Consider the following 17681-nt stretch of genomic DNA (forward strand, 5'->3'; position numbering starts at 1 on the left):
AATGCGGTATGGCAGCGCCATGTCCACTGACGATTTCCTCGCCCGCTTCGGTTCGCCCGGCGCCAGCCAGCCCGATCCCGTGGCGGCCGCCCAGCAGGCCATGCGTAATCCCCTGCCCGCCCGCTTCTACAAGGAGGCCGGCGTGCTCGAGCGCGACGGCCTGTTTCATGTCGCGCTCGACGGCCGCATCGCCCGCACCCCGGCGCGCAAGCCGCTGGCGGTGGGCTCCCGCGATGTCGCAGACGCGCTCGCGGCGGAATGGGAGCGGCAGGCCGAGCGGATCGACCCCGCGCAGATGCCGCTCACGCGTCTGGTCAATTCGGCGCTGGACGGCGTCGAGGATCAGCAGGAAGCGGTTCGCGCCGAGATCGTGCGCTACGCCGCTTCGGACGCGCTCTGCTATCGCGCCGGCGAACCGGAGGCGCTCGTCGCGCGCTACGACGCGGTCTGGCAGCCCATCCTGAAGAGCGTCGAGGCACTGATCGGCGCCCGCTTCGTTCTGGCCGAGGGCGTCGTCTTCGCCGAGCAGCCGGCCGAGACGCTGGCCGCCGTCGCCCGGCAGGTCGAGGACATCCCCGCACCGCTCGCTTTGGCCGGCGCGCACAACGTCATGACGTTGACGGGCTCGACGGTCATCCTGCTCGCCCTCGCCAGCGGGTCGATCGACGCGGAAGCGGCCTGGCAGGCTGCCCATCTCGACGAGGACTACCAGATCTCCGTCTGGGGGCAGGACGAGGAAGCCGCCGAGCGCCGCGCCATCCGCCGCCGCGAGTTCGACGCCGCAGCGCTTCTGCTGTCGAAAGGCTGAGCCGCCGGTCGTCTGCAGAATGCGCGGGCGCGGTTCGGCAAACGTCGCAATGGACTCTCAACACAGCCCCGCTTAAGCCGGCTTTCGAGACGCGATTTCCGGCCGGGAGCCTTGCCGCCATGAAGGACATCCTCGAACAGCTCGAAACCCGGCGCGAGGGCGCCCGCAAGGGCGGCGGCGAGCGCCGCATCGAGGCCCAGCACAAGCGCGGCAAGTTGACGGCCCGCGAGCGCATCGAGCTCCTGCTCGACAAGGACTCCTTCGAGGAGTTCGACATGTTCGTGCAGCACCGCGCCGTCGACTTCGGCATGGACAAGGGCGAGAAGATCCCCGGCGACGGCGTCGTCACCGGTTGGGGCACGGTCAATGGCCGCACCGTCTTCGTCTTCTCGAAGGACTTCACCGTCTTCGGCGGCTCGCTCTCCGAGACCCACGCGCAGAAGATCATCAAGATCCAGGACATGGCGCTGAAGATGCGCGCGCCGATCGTCGGCCTGTTCGATGCCGGCGGCGCCCGCATCCAGGAGGGCGTCGCGGCGCTCGGCGGCTATGGCGAGGTCTTCAAGCGCAACGTGCAGGCTTCGGGCGTCATCCCGCAGATCTCGGTGATCATGGGCCCCTGCGCCGGCGGCGACGTCTATTCCCCGGCGATGACCGACTTCATCTTCATGGTCCGCGACACCAGCTACATGTTCGTCACCGGGCCGGAGGTGGTGAAGACCGTCACCAACGAGACCGTGACCTCCGAGGAGCTCGGCGGCGCCAAGGTCCACACCTCCAAGTCCTCGGTCGCCGACGGCTCCTTCGAGAACGATGTCGAGGCGCTCCTGCAGGTGCGGCGCCTGCTCGACTTCCTGCCGGCCAACAACACGGCCGGCGTGCCGGAATGGCCGAGCTTCGACGTGCCCGACCGTGTCGACATGAGCCTCGACACGCTCGTTCCGGACAATCCGAACAAGCCCTACGACATCAAGGAACTGATCCTGAAGACGGTCGACGAGGGCGACTTCTTCGAGATTCAGGAAGCCTACGCGAAAAACATCGTCACCGGCTTCGGCCGCATCGAGGGCCGCACCGTCGGCATCGTCGCCAACCAGCCGATGGTGCTGGCCGGCGTGCTCGACTCCGACGCTTCGCGCAAGGCCGCCCGCTTCGTGCGCTATTGCGACGCCTTCGAGATCCCGATCATCTCACTTGTAGACGTTCCCGGCTTCCTCCCGGGCACGGCGCAGGAATATGGCGGCCTGATCAAGCATGGCGCCAAGCTGCTCTTCGCCTATAGCGAATGCACCGTGCCGCTGGTTACGATCATAACCCGCAAGGCCTTCGGCGGCGCCTATGACGTGATGGCCTCCAAGCATATCGGCGCCGACGTGAACTATGCCTGGCCGACGGCGCAGATCGCGGTGATGGGCGCGAAAGGCGCGGTCGAGATCATCTTCCGCGGCATGGACGCGGATGGCATCGCGGCCAAGACGAAAGAATACGAGGACCGCTTCATGTCGCCCTTCGTCGCCGCCGAGCGCGGCTATATCGACGAAGTCATCATGCCGCACTCGACGCGCCGGCGCATCGCCCGCGCCCTGGCCATGCTGCGGACGAAGAACGTCGAGCGTCCCTGGCGCAAGCACGACAACATTCCGCTCTGAGCGGTCTGCCTACGGCCAGCGCCTGAACACGGCGCTGGCATTGACCCCGCCGAAGCCGAAGCCGTTCGAGATGGCATGTTCCATCGCCAGCGGCCGCGCCGCCTTCGCGACGAGGTCGAGCCCGGCCGCCGCCTCGTCCGGATTCTCCAGATTGAGCGTCGGCGGAACGATCTGGTCGCGCAGCGCCAGGATCGTGAAGATCGCCTCCAGTCCGCCGGCGGCGCCGAGCAGATGGCCGGTCGCCGATTTCGTCGCGCTGATCGCGATGCCGCCCTCATCGCCGAATACCGCCTTGATCGCGGCCAATTCGCCACGGTCGCCGACCGGGGTCGAGGTCGAATGGGCGTTGAGATGGGCGACATCGGCCGGCCGCAGCCCCGCCTGCTTCAACGCGGTCTCCATGGCGCGCCGCGCGCCGGAGCCGTCCTCAGGTCCCGAGGTGATGTGATAGGCGTCGGCACTGGTGCCGTAGCCGGTCAGCTCGGCCAGGATCGTGGCGCCGCGCGCCTGCGCATGCTCCAGCGCCTCGATCACCAACAGGCCGGCGCCCTCGCCCATGACGAAGCCGTCGCGATCCGCGTCGAAGGGCCGCGAAGCCTTCTCGGGCTCCTCGTTGAAGCCGGTCGAGAGCGCGCGCGCTGCTGCGAAGCCGCCAAGCGCGACGAGATCGACGCAAGCCTCGGTGCCCCCGCAGAGCGCGATATCGACCTCGCCGGCCCTGATCATGCGCGCCGCGTCGCCGATCGCCTGCACGCCGGCGGCGCAGGCCGTGACGGGCGCGCCGATAGGCCCCTTGAAGCCGTGCTCGATCGAGACATGGCCGGCGGCCAGATTGACGAGAAAGGACGGTATCGTGAAGGGCGAGAGCCGACGGGCCCCGCGCTGGTCGACGGTTCGAACAGCCTCGGCGATCGCCGGAAAGCCGCCAATGCCCGAGGCGATCACCGTAGCGGTACGCTCGCGTTCGATTTCGCTTTGCGGTTGCCAGCCGGCTTGCGCCAACGCCTCCTTGGCGGCGACCAGTGCGAACTGGATGAAGCGGTCCATCTTGCGCTGGTCCTTCGGCGCGATGACCGCATCGGGATCGAAGCCGCCCTCGGCATCCTCGGCCTTTGACGGCACGATGCCCGCGACCTTGGCCGGCAAGGTCTCGACGATGGCGTCAGGCAGGCGGCGCAGGCCAGAACGCCCCGCGAGCAGGCGCTGCCAGGCGATCTCGGTTCCACAGCCGAGCGGCGAGACCACGCCCATTCCGGTGACGACGATACGGCGCATGCGAAAACTCCTATGTGCGGTGGACCGGCGCAGCCACATCCCGCGCCGCCACGATGGCGAGGCGTTGCAGCATGCCGGGGCTGGCCTGCGGGCCAGCGATGACGGTGACGTTGTCGGAATTCACGGGCTGTAGGGTTTCTGCATCGGCATAGGCCGGAACAACCGGCCGCCCGCTTTCCCGATCAGCGAGCAGCAAGGCTTGCCCTTCCGGCGCGAGATGCTGGTTGCCGAAGGCCACCAGCGCAGCGACGACCGGGAAGAAATCCCTGCCCCGCTCGGTCAGCACATAGTCGTAGCGCTTGGGCCGCTCGCTATAGAGCCGCCGCTCGAACAGCCCGGCCTCGGTCAGGTGCTTCAGGCGCCGCGCCAGCATGTTCGGCGCGATGCCGAGGCTGCGCTGGAACTCGTCGAAGCGAGTGAAGCCCTGCAAGGCATCACGCAGGATCAGGATGCTCCACCACTCGCCCACCGCCTCGACGGCGCGGGCGCAGGGACATTCGGCGAGCGGGACGAGCCGGGGCTGCATGGGCCCCAGCTAATTCAGTTACTATCATTTTGCAAGTCACTTCGGCGACCTGCATTTCATGCGGCAGCTCCGCTCAATCCAGCGTGTTCCGGAACCGCATCAGTGCAACGCTGGCATAAACCGGCACGAACAGGCTGAGATAGAACACCTCGTCGCCGATATCCCCGAGATCGGCGCCCTTCAGCATGATCGCGCGGATGATGCGCAGGAAGTGCGTCAGCGGAAACAGTTCGCCCAAGGTCTGCGCCCAGCCCGGCATGCCTGCGAAGGGGAACATGAATCCGGACAGCATCAGCGATGGCAGGAAAAAGAAGAAGGTGAGCTGCATAGCCTGAAGCTGCGTGCGCGCCATCGTCGAGATGGTGTAGCCAAGCAGCACCAGCGCCAGAACGAAGATCAGGACACAGCTCAGGAGAAGCGCAAGCCCGCCGAGGAACGGCACGCCGAAGAGCAGCTTGGCCGCGCTGAGCACGATCACGACCTGTATCGCGCCGACCACCAGATAGGGCAAAACCTTGCCGAGCATGATCTCGCCGGCCGTCGTCGGCATGGCCAGCAGGTTCTCCATCGTGCCGCGCTCGATCTCGCGCGTCAGCGCCATCGCCGTCATCATCACCATCGTCATCTGCAGGATGACGCCGAGCAGGCCGGGGACAATGTTGTACTGCGTGATGTTCTCGGGATTGTAGCGGCGATGGACCACGAAGGAGAGCCCGTCCGCGCCGGCGGCAGCCGGGTTCGTTTCGGGCTCGCCTTGCACGCGCAGCAGCGCGCGGCCGACGATCGTCCCCAGCGCCGAGACCGCGCCGCTCGCAGCAGCCGGATCAGTCGCATCCGCTTCGACCAGGATGCGCGGCTGGTCAGCCCGCTCGACCCGCACGCCGAAATCGCTGGGAATGGTCACGAGGAAGGAGATATCCCCCTTGGCCATCAGGCTCTCCGCCTGCGCCGCGCTCTGCGGCCGCTCGCGAAAGCGATAGTAGTCCGAGACCTCCAGCGCCGAGACCACGGCGCGCGTATAGCGGTCCTGCCCGAGCGCCAGGATCGCGGCCGGCAGGCCACGCGGGTCGTTGTTGATCGCGTAGCCGAAGAGCAGGAGCTGGAGGATCGGCACCGCCAGCATCATCGCGAAGGTGATGCGGTCGCGCCGCATCTGCACGAATTCCTTGGCGAGCAGCGCGCCAAGCCGGCGAATGGAGAAGAGCGCGCTCATGCCGCCCGCTCCCCTGCGTCGGCCATGAACTTGATGAAGACATCCTCCAGGCTGGTCTCACCCGGCTCGACCCGGACACCGCTCTCGCGCGCAAGCGGCGCAAGCGCGGCTTCCAGCTTGTCCCTGTCCGTCCCGACGACATGCAGCGCCGCGCCGAACGGAGCGACCTGCTCGACTCCCTCGGCCGCCGACAGCGCCGCGATCTGCGCGGGCTTCAGCGCCCCATGGACGACATAAGTGACGAGGCCGGAACCGCCGACCACGTCATCGACGGTTCCTGTCGCCAGCATGCGGCCATGGGCGATGTAGCTGATGCGATGGCAGCGCTCGGCCTCGTCCATGTAGTGGGTGGAGACCAGCACGGTGATCCCCTCGCCGGCAAGCCGATGGATCTCGTCCCAGAACTCCCGTCGCGCCTTGGGATCGACGCCCGCAGTAGGCTCGTCGAGCAGCAGCAGCTTCGGCTGGTGCATGATGCAGGCCGCAAGCGCGAGCCGCTGCTTCCAGCCGCCGGAGAGCGTGCCGGCGAGTTGGTCCTTGCGCGAGGCGAGCCCGAGCCCGTCGAGCGTCTTCGCCACCGCCTCCTCGACCGACTCCAGCTCGTAGAGCCGCGCCACGAAGGTCAGGTTCTCGGCGATCGTCAGGTCTTCGTAGAAGGAGAAGCGCTGCGTCATGTAGCCGACCTGGCGCTTTATCGCGGCGCTCTGCGTGCGGATATCGAGCGCCAGCACCGTGCCCTCCCCGGCATCGGGCTTGAGCAGGCCGCAGATCATCCGGATCGTAGTCGTCTTGCCCGAGCCATTGGGGCCGAGAAAGCCGACGATTTCCCCGGTCCCCACGGCCAAGTCGACGTTGTCGACGACCGTACGCCGGCCGAAGCGTTTGGTCATGCCGCGCACATCGATGGCGAGCGGCGCGCTCACCGCTGCCCCCGCAACATGACGTCGACGATCTGGCCGGGCTGGAGTGCCGATTGCGGCCCGCCATCCGGGCGTGCCTCGACGAGATAGACCAGCTTCTGGCGCGTCTGCGCCGAATAGATCACCGGCGGCGTGAATTCGGGCTCCGGCGAGACATAAGTGACGCTCGCCGTCAGCCCTGCCGCGCAGCCATCGCAGTGGACATCGAGCCGCATCCCTGGCTCTACGCTCGAAATCCACGCTTCCGGCACATAGAGCATCAGCTTGGCTGCCCCGTCAGGCAGCATCAGCAAGACCGGCGCGCTCGGTCCCGCGAGCTCCCCGACGCGCCGCAGCACGTCGCTGACGCGGCCGGCCGAGGGAGCCGCAAGGCGGCGCTGTTCCAGCTTCCAGCGTGCCTGTGCCAGCGTAGCCTTCGCCTCCTCGACAGCGTTCTCGCTCGCCTTGATCTCGTCGGGACGTGCCGCCAGCTTCGCAACGGCGAGATTGGCGGCGCTTTGGCGCACGCTCGCGGCGGCCACGTCGCGCGCCATTTCCGCCTGGTCGAAATCGGCCTGGGTCGAGACGCCGCGCCGCAGTAGATCCTGTCGCCGCTCCAGCGCCCGCTCGGCCTCGCGCTGCTGCGCCTGGGCCGAGACGAGGCTCGCCTCGATCACGGCGATCTCCTCCGGGCGCCTGCCAATGCGCAGATTGTCGAGCTGCGCCTGCGCCTGGATCAGCCGGGCCTCGCTTTCCGCGACCGCATTCTGCGCATCCGTCGTCTCCAGCGTAGCCACGACCCTTCCGGCCGCGACGCGCTCGCCACGGCGCACGTCGATTCGTTCGATACGAGCCGTATCGATCGGTCCGAGCCGCACATATTCGCCCTCGACATAGCCGGCGATCCTGATCGAATCCGACACGCAGCCCGGAACGATCGAGCCCAACAGAACGACGGAACAGAGAAAGCCGAGAATCATGAGCGTTCTCCTCGCGCTGCCAGAACCGAGGCCGTGACCGCCGCGCGGATGGTGCTGGCTATGGCTTCGCTCTCGACCTCGCCGATCGCCTGCCATTCCATCCGCCGGATGACGGCGGGCCGTGCGAGCCGGAAGTAGAGGACCTGACCAATCATCGCGAAGACGGCGAGCTTGGTTCCCTGCGCTTCGCGATCCCTGCCGGTCGCCATGCCCCACAAAGCGCAAAGCCGGCCGTGAATCGGCCCCACCATGCCCTCGTAGAGCAGATCGAAGGCGGAAGACGGCTCCATCATCTCGCGAACGACGAAGCGGGCGATCGCCTCGCTCTCGGGAGCGCGGGTGGCGAAGGCGATCACGCGGCTGACCGCCATGAGCACGGCCTCCAAGGCCTCGTCCGGATGCAACCCCGACGGCAAGGGAGCGAGCTTTTCCTGCCCCAGAACCCGCTCCCGCATCGTGGCCACGATCGCCTCGGCACAGGCCCGGCGCAGACCGTCCTTCCCCCCGAAATGATAGGCGATACCGGCGCTGTTGACCCCTGCAGCCTGCGCGATTTCGCGGATCGAACTCGCGTCGAAGCCGTTTTTTCCGAACAGCTCCAGCCCCGCATGGATCAGGGCCTCCCGTGTTCCACGGTCTGCATCTGAGGTCGCGATCATCCGGAGAAAATACTCCTTGTGCGATATTCAATCAATTGATTGATTGAATATCGCACAAGAACTCCCGCGGCTTTCCCGGCAACTCCGCCGCTCCATGACATGACTTGCGCGGGAGAATGGGCTAAGGCGGCAGCCATTCCCTCACCCACCCCGCCCGATGCTTTTCAACTCCTTCGCCTTCCTGCTCGCCTTTCTGCCGCTGGCACTGGCCCTCCACTGGCTGGCCGAGCGCTTCGCGCCGCAATGGCGGCTGCCGGTGCTGGTCGTGCTGTCCTTCGCCTTCTACGGCTATTGGGACTGGCGCTTCCTGCCGCTGCTCGCCCTCTCCGTCGGGGTGAACTGGCTGATTGCCGAAGCATTCCTGAAGACGAAGTCGAGCGGGCTCATCACGCTGGCGATCGTGCTGAACCTCGCCGTTCTGGCGGTATTCAAGTACTTCAACTTCTTCGCCAGTCTCGCCGGAATGATTCCCGGTTTGCCGGCGCCGAAATTCGACATCGCGCTGCCGCTCGGCATCTCCTTCTTCACCTTCCACCACATCATGTACCTGACGGATCTGAGGCGCGGGCAGGCGCCGCGCTACGATCTCGTCCGCTACGCGCTCTACATCGCCTTCTTCCCGCAGGTGCTCGCCGGTCCGCTGGTGCGCTGGCGCGAGATCATGCACCAGTTCGACGAGCGGCCCTATCAGCGCCCCGACGCCGCCGAGCGGATCGCGCGCGGCCTGATGCTCCTGACCTTCGGCCTCGCCAAGAAGGTGCTGATCGGCGATCCGCTGGCGGAATATGCCAACCCGATCTTCGCAGCCGCCGCTGCCGGCAAGGTCGTCAGCGTGATGGAAGCCTGGCAGGCGACGCTCGCCTTCACCTTCCAGATCTATTTCGACTTCTCCGGCTACACCGACATGGCGCTGGGCCTCGCGCTGCTCTTCGGTATCGTGCTGCCGCAGAATTTCGAGGTGCCCTATCGCTCGCTCAGCATCCAGGATTTCTGGCGGCGCTGGCACATGACGCTGTCGCGCTTCCTGCGCGATTATCTCTACATCCCGCTCGGCGGCTCCCGATCCGGCCTGCCGACCCAGGTCTGGGCGCTCTTCGCCACCATGGCGCTCGGCGGCCTCTGGCATGGCGCGGGCCTCACCTTCGTCGCCTGGGGCGTGGCGCATGGTCTCGCCCTGATCCTCGCACTGTTCTGGCGCCGCGCCGGCTGGCCGATGCCGGCGCCGCTCGGCTGGCTCCTGACCTTCCTCTTCGTGGTACTCTGCTGGGTGCTGTTCCGGGCTTCGAACTTCGAGGCGGCGATGACCATCTACAAGGGGCTGTTCGGCCTCGCCCCGATCGGGACCGGCTTCAAATGGCGCGCGCTGGTGCTGGCCGCGGCCTTCGCCATCATCGGCCCGACCGCCTGGAACCTCGTCCACAAGCTGCCGCCGGCCCGCTGGATCGCCGTGCTGACCGGGCTGCTGTTCGTCATCATCCTGCTGAAGATCGGCGAAGACGCGAATTATGAGTTCATCTACTTCCAGTTCTGAGCCGGCCGGCACGCCGGGTCAGGCGGCCAGGTGGAGGAACTTCATCGCGACGCTGCTTGCCGCGGCCGCGCTGATCTCGGCCGCCTTCCTGACGCTCGCATTGCTGGTCGACCCCTATGATTCCGGCCGTACACCACTCGCCTTGAAAGAGGGAGTGCGCCCGCAAGGGCCGCGAACGGCCTTGGCCAGCCGCGGGCGAGATCCACAGTTCACCGGCGCGATCTTCGGCAATTCGCAGATCCAGCTGATCTCCCCCGGGCAGTTGCGCGAGAAGACCGGCATCCCCTTCGTCTCATTGATCGCTCCTGGGACCATGCCGCGGGAGACACTGGCAACGATCGACTGGTTCCTGAGACACCATCGCCAGCCCCCGGCCCGGGCGATCGTCGTCGGCATCGACAGCTACTGGTGCACCTCCAACCCGGCCCTGCCGAACGAGAGGCCCTTTCCGTTTTGGCTGCTGAGCCGCAGTATTCTCGACTATGTCGGCGGACTGATGCGCTACGACCTGATCGAGGAAATTCCGGGCCGTTTCGCCTATCTGACCTCGCGAAAGACCGAGCGCGCCCGCCCCGACGGCTACTGGGACTACGAGGCCGGCAATGAGCTACAGGGCCATGAGCAACGGCCTGAGCTTCGTGCGCGCCTGGAGCAACCGGTGGAACTGGGCGGCGGCAACGTCGACGGTCCCTTCCCCGCTGCGGCGAAGCTCGAGGAATTGATGAAGTCGGCGCCGCAGCGGACGGCCCTGATTCTCGTGCGGCCGCCGGTCTACGTCACCGCGCTCTCGAAGCCGGGAACACCGGACGCCGCGGCTGACGCGGCCTGCCGAAAGGCTTTCGCCGACCTCGCCGCTCGGCGCCCGAACACCGCTCTTGTCGACTGGCGGGTTGATCGGCCAGCCCTGCACGAGCCGAATCTGTTCTTCGACCACAACCATTATCGCGGGCCTATTGCCCGGTTGGTCGAGGCCGACATCGCGGAAGCACTCGGCAAGCTCGAACGATAGGCGGTTAATCGCGGTTTTCTTCACGTTTTCGGCCTTTCGGCGGGCCGCGATCACGAAGGCGTTGATTGCGATGTCGGAAGCGATTGTTCCGCTTGAAACGGATCGCTATAAGGGCGCCAAATCGGCTCACCCTCCCACGGCAAAGCCGAGGGGCGCGTGAGCGGACAACTCAGAGAGCGCGCCCATGTCGAAGCAGATCATCCTCGATGCGGACTACAAGCCGAGCGATGACGAGCCGTTCATGAACGATCGTCAACGTGAGTATTTCCGCGGCAAGCTCCTCGCCTGGAAGGACGAGATCCTGAAGGAGGCGAAGGAAACCCTCGTCACCCTGCAGAGCGAGAGCGAGAATCACCCTGACATCGCCGACCGGGCCTCGTCGGAGACCGACCGGGCCATCGAGCTGCGCGCCCGCGACCGCCAGCGCAAGCTCATCGCCAAGATCGAGGCCGCCATCGCTCGCATCGACGACGGCTCCTATGGCTTTTGCGAGGAGACCGGCGAGCCGATCTCGCTGAAGCGTCTCGAAGCCCGCCCGATCGCGACGCTCTCGCTCGAGGCCCAGGAGCGCCACGAGCGCAACGAACGCGTCTTCCGCGACGATTGAGGAACGGCGCCTCACTGCCTACCAGCTCGAAGGCCCCGCACCCATGGCGCGGGGCCTTTTTTGAGATGGTCAAGAGTTGCGGCGGAATGGCGCCTTCCGACCCAAATCGGGACCTTAGCTGCTACTCAAACGCAAATATGCGCTTCCAGTCGTTCTTCATGTCGACCACCGTCCACTTATTCAGGATCGCGGCATCTAGCGCCTTGTCGAGACGTCCGAAGGACGAGTCCCTATCGTAAGCGTATTCACGCTCTGCGTCGGTATGGTGGACAATGAGGCCGAAGCGTAAGCCTCCAGCCAGCGTCGTCCATTGCAGCATTTCTAAGTCGCCGTCGGAATTGCCGAAAGCGGCGACCGGGCGGCGTCCGATGAACTCGTTTATGCCGACCGGTTTGCCGGCCTTGTCGTCGATGAAGTTCATCTCCGCCAATCGGAAGAGTTCGGGCCTGCCGTCGCGCAGCTCAAACCTGGTCTTGATCGAGGAGCCGACAACGTGTTCCGGCGGTACACCATAGACCCGCTCGGTCCATGGACGCATGAACTCGATGCCGCCGCCTGAGACGATGTAAGTCCTGAACCGATTGGAGCGCAGATAGGCGAGCAACTCGACCATCGGCTGATAGGCAAGTTCGGTGTATGGTCGCTTGAAGCGCGGGTGCCGAGCGGTCGCGAGCCAGTCGATGACGATCTTCTGAAACTCCTCTGTCGTCATTCCCGCGTGGCTCGCCAAGACCAACTCGGCCAAGCCCCGCTCCCCAGTTTTGGAGAGCGTTTCCATATCGTTTTCCAGCACTGCCTTGAATGGTTGTGTGTCTTTCCATTCTGGATGCAGGGGCGCCAAAGCCTTCACCCGGTCGATTGCGAATGCCAACTGAGTTGGCCCAGGCTGCTCCACCCAAAGGGTGCCGTCATTATCGAATGTCGCGATGCGCTCTTCGGGAGGCACGAAATCCGGCGAACCCTCGCGTGTCACAGCGGCTACGAATGCCAGGATCGCTTGCTTGGCTGAGCCATCGTTCCAAGAGGGGAGCGGAATGCTCGCAGTCTCTGTTTGTGCCAATGCGGAGAAGGTTAGGGCTCCGGAAAACGCCGGAAGCATTGCCAAGGCCGAGACCAGTTTGCGACGGCTAGGCCTGGAGAAAAGCGCATTCGGTGACATGATTGGCTCCTTTCGAGGCCAGCGCCTGCCATGAAAGCCAAATATACTGTGCCCACGCGGGCGCGACGCGTGTCCTGAGCTTAAGCGTCCTCTCCGCCTCCCCTAGGGTGTCAGTGCCAAAGCCCTGAGTTCCTTGCGAGCGGTGCCAAAACTGCCAAGCTGATAAACTGAAGCTCCCACTGGCGAGAACGTAAAGGCGGCGAAGGGTTCCGCGAGCATGGTGTCTAGATAGGGAATGGTGCCAACACCGATCGTGACGTGGGGATTGAATTTCTCGCCGGCTGCTATTTTCGGAAAATTGGAGACGTAGCCAATCAAGAATTTTTGGATGTCACGGCCATTTTCAGTACTCATGAAGGCTGCTGGCGTTCCAGTCTTCGCCGTGAAAGGCGCAACTGCCGCGATTATTTTCTGCTGCAGCCGATGTAATTCATCTGTCGGTTCAACGACGATTCCCGCCAGCCCGATCGGTGGCGAGGGGATATAGTAATACTTGTATGCTTTCAATTTCCAACTTGTCGGCTTCTCGGTAGACAAGACGTTATTGACCGCCCCGTAGACTTTTTCGAGATCGGCGGTGCGGACAAATGTCTGCAGCATCGTGATGTGCGGATGGTGTGTCGCGTCCAGAGCAAAGCCTTTTGGGAAGGCTTTCAGCAGGCGGGCATTATCCGCCTGTGCATGCTGGATCATTGTTGCATCTGGTTCCAGCGCGATATCGATGGCGGTGACCGGATTTTGCTGAGAATTAGACGGCGACACACTCATCAGAGCTGCCGCCAGACCAAAGAACAACGCGATAAGGGATTTTGCATTGTTTGACATGGCGAAACCCTTCAAATCGATGCAGCGCACATCCTATCACATTCGCCGCCGCCTATGGTCGAACCAGGTCAAGATCGGGCGATGTCCGCTTGCGGAGCGGCACTCAGGTTCTGCTTCCCACCGATCCCGGACACTCCCCACGCCATCGCCCAACGACGAAAGCCCCGCGTCGGGAGAACGCGGGGCTTCTGGCCGCCAGCTGGTTGGCTTGGGGAGCGTTGCGGGCGGCCGGGGTTGTCGGCGGCTCGGGAGAGACCGCCGGCTCGGGCCGGCGCGGAGACAAGGGGGAGCGTTCCGCGCCGTCCGGATTTCGGAAAAGGTCAGAAGGGCAGCAGGATATCCATCACCTGCTGGCCGTAGCGCGGCTGCTGGACATCGGTGATCTGGCCGCGGCCGCCATAGGCGATGCGGGCCTGGGCGATCTTGGTCGAGTCGATGGTGTTGTCGGACTCGATGTCCTCCGGCCGGATCACGCCGGCCACGATCAGCTCGCGTATTTCGAAGTTGACGCGGATCTCCTGCTTGCCCTCGATCACCAGGTTGCCGTTGGGCAGGTTCTGGGTGACCACGGCCGCGACATTGGTGGCGAGCTGCTCGCTCCGACGCACGGAGCCGGCACCCTCGCTCGAACCTTCGGAATCGAGCTTCAGGAGCTCGCCGGCATTCGCACCGTCCGGCAGGAACTTGTCGAGCTTGTTCTCGAAGCCCATGATCCTTCCGGCACCGAAATCCTCGCCGTTCTTGCGGCTGCGCTTGGTTGTATTGTCGAGCTGCGCCCGGTCAGTGACCTTGACCTTCACGGTGACGAGATCGCCGACATTGCGGGCGCGCTGATCCTTGAAGAAGGCCCGCGAGCCGGTGCGCCAGAGCGAGTTCGGCGCGTAGGAGGCATGCTCCATCGCCGGCATCGGCATCTGCACCGGCTTGTAGCCCTTCGCGGCGGTCGGATCATCGACAGGCGAGAGCGTCGGCGCCTGGCCCACATTGGCGAGCCGGTCACCGATGCCGCAGGCCCCGAGCGAGGCGGTGAGCATCAGCAGGCCGGAGAGCTTGGCGAGGCGGTGCGCATACATAGCGGTTTCCATGAGGGTCACTGGGCGCTGGCGATGCGGCCGTTCAGGGAGGGCTGGACGGAGACCCGCCCCGGCCCGCTGACCTTGCCCTGCAGCACGCGCTTGGATTGGGGATTGGTGACGGAGACGACATCGCCCATCGCACCGGCCTCGTTGGCCTTGCCACGCAGCGTGATCATCAGCCCCGGCGCCTCGTAGACGATGGTGACGAGATCGCCCTTGCCGACGATCTCCTCGCGCTGGACGTCGCTGCCGCGCAGCGGCACACCGGCGAGCAGTGCCCGGCGCGCGACCTTGTCGACCGCCGCGCGGGCGTCGCTGATGATCTCGCCGCCCTGCCCGTCGCGCGGGCGGCGCTCGACGATGACATCGTCCTTGCCCAGCGTCTCGCCGCGGGAGATCAGGCGCTTCGGCACCACCACCTCCATCGTTTCGACGAGCTGACCGGAGATGCGCAGCGGCTTCAGCCGCATCGCCATGCTGCCGGGCACCGCAAGCCGTGCCTGCAGGCGACGCGAGCGGGCGTCGAAGGAGAGGTCGAGGACGCCGACATCGCCGGTAAGCTCGGGCTCGACCGCAACGGCCGGAGCGCCGCCATCGATTGCCAGCGCGAAGATGCGGGCATCGATGCCGAAGCGCTCCTGCAGCCCAATCTTCACCGCGATCTCGATGTCCGCGGCAGTGATCCGGCGCGCGGCGCGCGTCACGACCACCTGGGCGAAGCCCTGGCTGTCGAAGTCCGACGTTTCGCGGATGATGCCGGCAGCCCGCGCCGCCTCGATGATACGCGCGACCTGGATCGTGCCGGTCTCGCCGAGGCCCGGCGCGCGGAAGGCGGCCGTCGCGGCGGTCTCGCCCGAGAGCCCCGGGATGAGATCGCCGAAGGTGACGAGATCGCGGGGGAGGTTGACCTCGGAGCGCAGCTGCAGCTTGCGCGGCAACGCGGCAACCGGCGCCGCGGCGGCAGGTGCGACGGAGGCCGGCGCAGGCTGCGGGTGCTGCTGGCCGTGCTGCGGAGCCGCCAGGGTGGCGGTGCCGGAGAGCAGGAGAGCGATCAGGGAGAGGCGGACCATGATGCGAAGCCTCCGATCAGCCGCGGAACATCTGGGTCGTCGCCGACATCATCTGGTCGGCGGCCGTGATGACCTTGGAGTTCATCTCATAGGCGCGCTGCGCCGCGATGAGAGAAGAAAGCTCCGTCACGGCCTGCACGTTGCCCTCTTCGAGATAGTTCTGCTGCAGCGTGCCGAAGCCCTCGCCGCCGCCGAAGCCGTCGATCGGCTGCCCTGAAGCGGCGGTCTCGACATAGAGGTTGTCTCCGATCGACTCGAGGCCGACCTTGTTGACGAAGCGCACCAGCTGGATCTGGCCGAGCTGCTGCGGCGCAGTCTGCCCCGGCAGCATGGCCTCGACGATGCCCTGCGCGTTGATGCTGACGCTGGTGGCGTTGTTGGGCACGGTGATGCCGGGCTCGACCTGATAGCCGTCGCGGGTCACGAGCTGCCCTTGCGAGTCGAGGTCGAAGGAGCCGTCGCGACTATAGGTGGTGCGGCCGTCCGGCATGCGGACGCGGAAGAAGCCCTCGCCGCGGATGGCGAGGTCGTAGGGCTTTTCGGTCGGGCTGATATTGCCCTGCGTCATCACGCGGCCGGTCGAGACCGTTTTGACGCCGGAGCCGATGAAGGTGCCGGCCGGAGCCTGGGTGTTCTGGTCGGAAGTGGCCGAGCCGGCGCGCCGGAAATTTTCGTAGAGCAGGTCCTGGAAATGGACCTGCTGGCGCTTGTAGCCGGTGGTCCGGACGTTGGCGATGTTGTTGGAGATGACCTGGACGTTCATCTCCTGGGCCATCATGCCGGTCGCGGCTGTCTGCATGGCGCGCATGAGAGTCGCTCCTTTCCGCTATCAGGCTTGCTGGTCCGCCAGGCGCGAGATCGCCCGGCTGCGCAGCTCGTCGGATTTGGTGATCATGTTGGCGACGCTCTGGTAGTTGCGCTGCACCTCCATGAGCCGGGTCAGCTCGACCACGGCCTTGACGTTCGAACGCTCGATCGCGCCAGGCTCGAGCCGCGCCTCGGGGCCGGCAGGCTGGACGCCGGCCGTCGCCGAGAACAGGTTGGTGCCCTCGCTGACGAGCTTGGTCGCGTCAGAGATGCGGACCTGACGCAGCTTGCCGCGCGTGCCCTGGTCGCTGCTCACCGTGCCGTCGGCCGCGATGCGCATCGCATATTCGCTGGAGCCGAAGCTGATCGGCCCGGAATCGCCCATCACCGGCAGTCCGGTCTGGGTCACGAGGCGGCCTTGCCGGTCGACCGTCAGCGATCCCGCCCGGGTGTAGCGCTCGCCGCTCGGCGTCTGCACGACGAGGTAGTTGTCGCCTTTCAGCGCCACATCCAGCGGATTGCCGGTCATCTCGATCGTGCCCTGCGACAGGTCGATCGGCGTGCCGTTGTCGATGACATAGGACAGCGGCCGGTCGGACGGCTTGAAGGCGTCGGCCTTGGCGACCGGCATGATGAATTCGTTGAAGCGCGCACTGCGCGCCTTGAATCCATTGGTGCCGACATTCGCCATGTTGTTGGCGATGACGTCCAGCTCGCGCGCCAGGGCAACCTGGCGCGACAGGCCGATGAGAAGCGCGTTCTCCACGGCTCAACTCCCGATCATGTCCCGCGGCGACCTCGACGCTCCCCAGCGCAGTCGCCACGGCCCATTCCCCGCAATCGCCGTGCCAGCATGGCTAATTTTCGTAAAGCACTGATATTATTTGTTTTATTTTCATTCCGATTGCTCGCCACAACCCGGCACGAACGGCAAAAGCGGCAAGAACGACCCGGCAAGTTCTGCCGTCCTTAACGACGCGTTAACCGTAATTGGCGAAGGTGCGTACATGGGCGGCAGAACGCGGCCCGGCGGCCGGGGCGCAGACGAGATGGCGAAGAAAGCCAAGACGGAAGAGGGAAGCGCGTCGGGTCCGGATGCGCCGAAGAGCAAGAAGAAGCTCTTCATGATCGGCGGCGTCGTGCTGCTGGCGGCTGCCGGCGCCGGCGGCTGGTTCTTCCTGAAGAAGCCGACGCCGGAGCAGGTCGCCGCGACCGAGGCGGCCAAGGCGAAGAAGCCCGCCACCTTCCTCGAAATGAAGGACATGATGATCGGCATGTCCAATGGCGGCCAGCAGGACCGTCAGCCCGTCATGAAGATCAAGGTCGTGCTCGAGATCGCCGATGCGAAGGTCTCCGAAGAGGTGAAGCCGCTGTTGCCGCGCGTCGAGGACGCCTTCCAGGTCTTCATGCGTGAGCTGCGCCCCTCCGACCTCGAAGGCTCGGCCGGCATGTATCGGCTGAAGGAAGAGCTTCTGCGCCGCGTCAACCTGACGGTCTATCCGGCCAAGGTCGACGCAGTGCTGTTCAAGGAACTGCTGGTGCAGTGAGCCGGGGTATCCCCGAGCCCGAGAACGAGATGACGGCGGAA

Annotated in this window: 18 protein-coding genes; 6 read left to right on the top strand and 12 right to left on the bottom strand. The window is 65.5% G+C overall.

Annotated features, from left to right (window positions below; all coding sequences use genetic code 11):
* Window positions 1–19 precede the first annotated feature (19 nt).
* A complete protein-coding gene (locus AC1DIN_RS00930) occupies window positions 20–808 on the top strand; it encodes an ATP12 family chaperone protein (RefSeq protein ID WP_476808351.1) in 789 nt (262 codons plus the stop codon).
* A gap of 119 nt (window positions 809–927) precedes the next feature.
* Window positions 928–2457, top strand: a complete 1530-nt coding sequence (locus tag AC1DIN_RS00935; RefSeq protein WP_476808352.1) for an acyl-CoA carboxylase subunit beta — start codon at window positions 928–930, stop codon at window positions 2455–2457.
* A gap of 9 nt (window positions 2458–2466) precedes the next feature.
* On the opposite strand, the gene fabF is transcribed toward AC1DIN_RS00935, so the two are convergent.
* From fabF to AC1DIN_RS00965, 6 genes are all read right to left on the bottom strand, one after another.
* The gene (fabF, locus tag AC1DIN_RS00940; protein ID WP_476808353.1) at window positions 2467–3732 is read right to left on the bottom strand and encodes a beta-ketoacyl-ACP synthase II; all 1266 of its coding nucleotides are present in this window, start codon (window positions 3730–3732) and stop codon (window positions 2467–2469) included.
* Between the two features lie 10 nt (window positions 3733–3742).
* Window positions 3743–4258 carry a winged helix-turn-helix transcriptional regulator gene (locus tag AC1DIN_RS00945; protein ID WP_476808354.1) on the bottom strand — a complete coding sequence of 172 codons (516 nt, stop codon included), beginning with the start codon at window positions 4256–4258 and terminating at the stop codon, window positions 3743–3745.
* Between the two features lie 73 nt (window positions 4259–4331).
* A complete protein-coding gene (locus AC1DIN_RS00950) occupies window positions 4332–5471 on the bottom strand; it encodes an ABC transporter permease (RefSeq protein WP_476808355.1) in 1140 nt (379 codons plus the stop codon).
* A complete protein-coding gene (locus AC1DIN_RS00955) occupies window positions 5468–6361 on the bottom strand; it encodes an ABC transporter ATP-binding protein (RefSeq protein WP_476808711.1) in 894 nt (297 codons plus the stop codon). The genes AC1DIN_RS00950 and AC1DIN_RS00955 overlap by 4 nt, the downstream gene beginning before the upstream one ends.
* A 29-nt stretch (window positions 6362–6390) precedes the next feature.
* A complete protein-coding gene (locus AC1DIN_RS00960; protein ID WP_476808356.1) occupies window positions 6391–7350 on the bottom strand; it encodes an HlyD family secretion protein in 960 nt (319 codons plus the stop codon).
* Window positions 7347–8009 carry a CerR family C-terminal domain-containing protein gene (locus tag AC1DIN_RS00965; protein WP_476808357.1) on the bottom strand — a complete coding sequence of 221 codons (663 nt, stop codon included), beginning with the start codon at window positions 8007–8009 and terminating at the stop codon, window positions 7347–7349. The genes AC1DIN_RS00960 and AC1DIN_RS00965 overlap by 4 nt, the downstream gene beginning before the upstream one ends.
* A gap of 157 nt (window positions 8010–8166) precedes the next feature.
* Here AC1DIN_RS00965 and AC1DIN_RS00970 point away from each other — a divergent pair, with 157 nt between their 5' ends.
* The 3 genes from AC1DIN_RS00970 to dksA all read left to right on the top strand — a co-directional run bounded on the left by AC1DIN_RS00970 (window position 8167) and on the right by dksA (window position 11156).
* The gene (locus AC1DIN_RS00970; protein ID WP_476808358.1) at window positions 8167–9540 is read left to right on the top strand and encodes an MBOAT family O-acyltransferase; all 1374 of its coding nucleotides are present in this window, start codon (window positions 8167–8169) and stop codon (window positions 9538–9540) included.
* A complete protein-coding gene (locus tag AC1DIN_RS00975) occupies window positions 9515–10549 on the top strand; it encodes a hypothetical protein (RefSeq protein ID WP_476808359.1) in 1035 nt (344 codons plus the stop codon). Before AC1DIN_RS00970 ends, AC1DIN_RS00975 begins: the two co-directional genes overlap by 26 nt.
* Window positions 10550–10733: 184 nt before the next feature.
* Window positions 10734–11156, top strand: coding sequence for an RNA polymerase-binding protein DksA (gene dksA, locus AC1DIN_RS00980; RefSeq protein WP_441471620.1), 423 nt, complete (start codon window positions 10734–10736; stop codon window positions 11154–11156).
* A 121-nt stretch (window positions 11157–11277) separates the two neighbouring features.
* Here dksA and AC1DIN_RS00985 read toward each other — a convergent pair whose 3' ends face one another.
* From AC1DIN_RS00985 to flgF, 6 genes are all read right to left on the bottom strand, one after another.
* Window positions 11278–12255 carry an HAD family hydrolase gene (locus AC1DIN_RS00985; RefSeq protein ID WP_476808712.1) on the bottom strand — a complete coding sequence of 326 codons (978 nt, stop codon included), beginning with the start codon at window positions 12253–12255 and terminating at the stop codon, window positions 11278–11280.
* 162 nt (window positions 12256–12417) lie between these two features.
* Complete coding sequence (locus AC1DIN_RS00990) at window positions 12418–13140, bottom strand: 2'-5' RNA ligase family protein (protein WP_476808360.1); 723 nt, start codon at window positions 13138–13140, stop codon at window positions 12418–12420.
* A 320-nt stretch (window positions 13141–13460) separates the two neighbouring features.
* On the bottom strand, window positions 13461–14213 hold the full coding sequence (gene flgH / locus AC1DIN_RS00995) for a flagellar basal body L-ring protein FlgH (RefSeq protein ID WP_441471618.1): 753 nt from the start codon (window positions 14211–14213) through the stop codon (window positions 13461–13463).
* Window positions 14214–14230: 17 nt separating this feature from the next.
* Window positions 14231–15286 (bottom strand): flagellar basal body P-ring formation chaperone FlgA, encoded by a 1056-nt coding sequence (gene flgA, locus AC1DIN_RS01000; RefSeq protein WP_441471617.1) that lies wholly within the window; start codon window positions 15284–15286, stop codon window positions 14231–14233.
* A gap of 16 nt (window positions 15287–15302) precedes the next feature.
* Complete coding sequence (flgG, locus tag AC1DIN_RS01005; protein ID WP_441471616.1) at window positions 15303–16094, bottom strand: flagellar basal-body rod protein FlgG; 792 nt, start codon at window positions 16092–16094, stop codon at window positions 15303–15305.
* 21 nt (window positions 16095–16115) lie between these two features.
* On the bottom strand, window positions 16116–16859 hold the full coding sequence (gene flgF, locus AC1DIN_RS01010; RefSeq protein ID WP_441471615.1) for a flagellar basal-body rod protein FlgF: 744 nt from the start codon (window positions 16857–16859) through the stop codon (window positions 16116–16118).
* Window positions 16860–17142: 283 nt separating this feature from the next.
* Between flgF and AC1DIN_RS01015 the strand changes: the two genes are divergently transcribed.
* Entirely contained in the window at window positions 17143–17640 is a 498-nt protein-coding gene (locus AC1DIN_RS01015; RefSeq protein ID WP_476808361.1) for a flagellar basal body-associated FliL family protein, read from the top strand.
* The last annotated feature ends 41 nt before the right edge of the window (window positions 17641–17681 follow it).

It is taken from the genome of Allobosea sp. 05T438 (assembly GCF_056396025.1).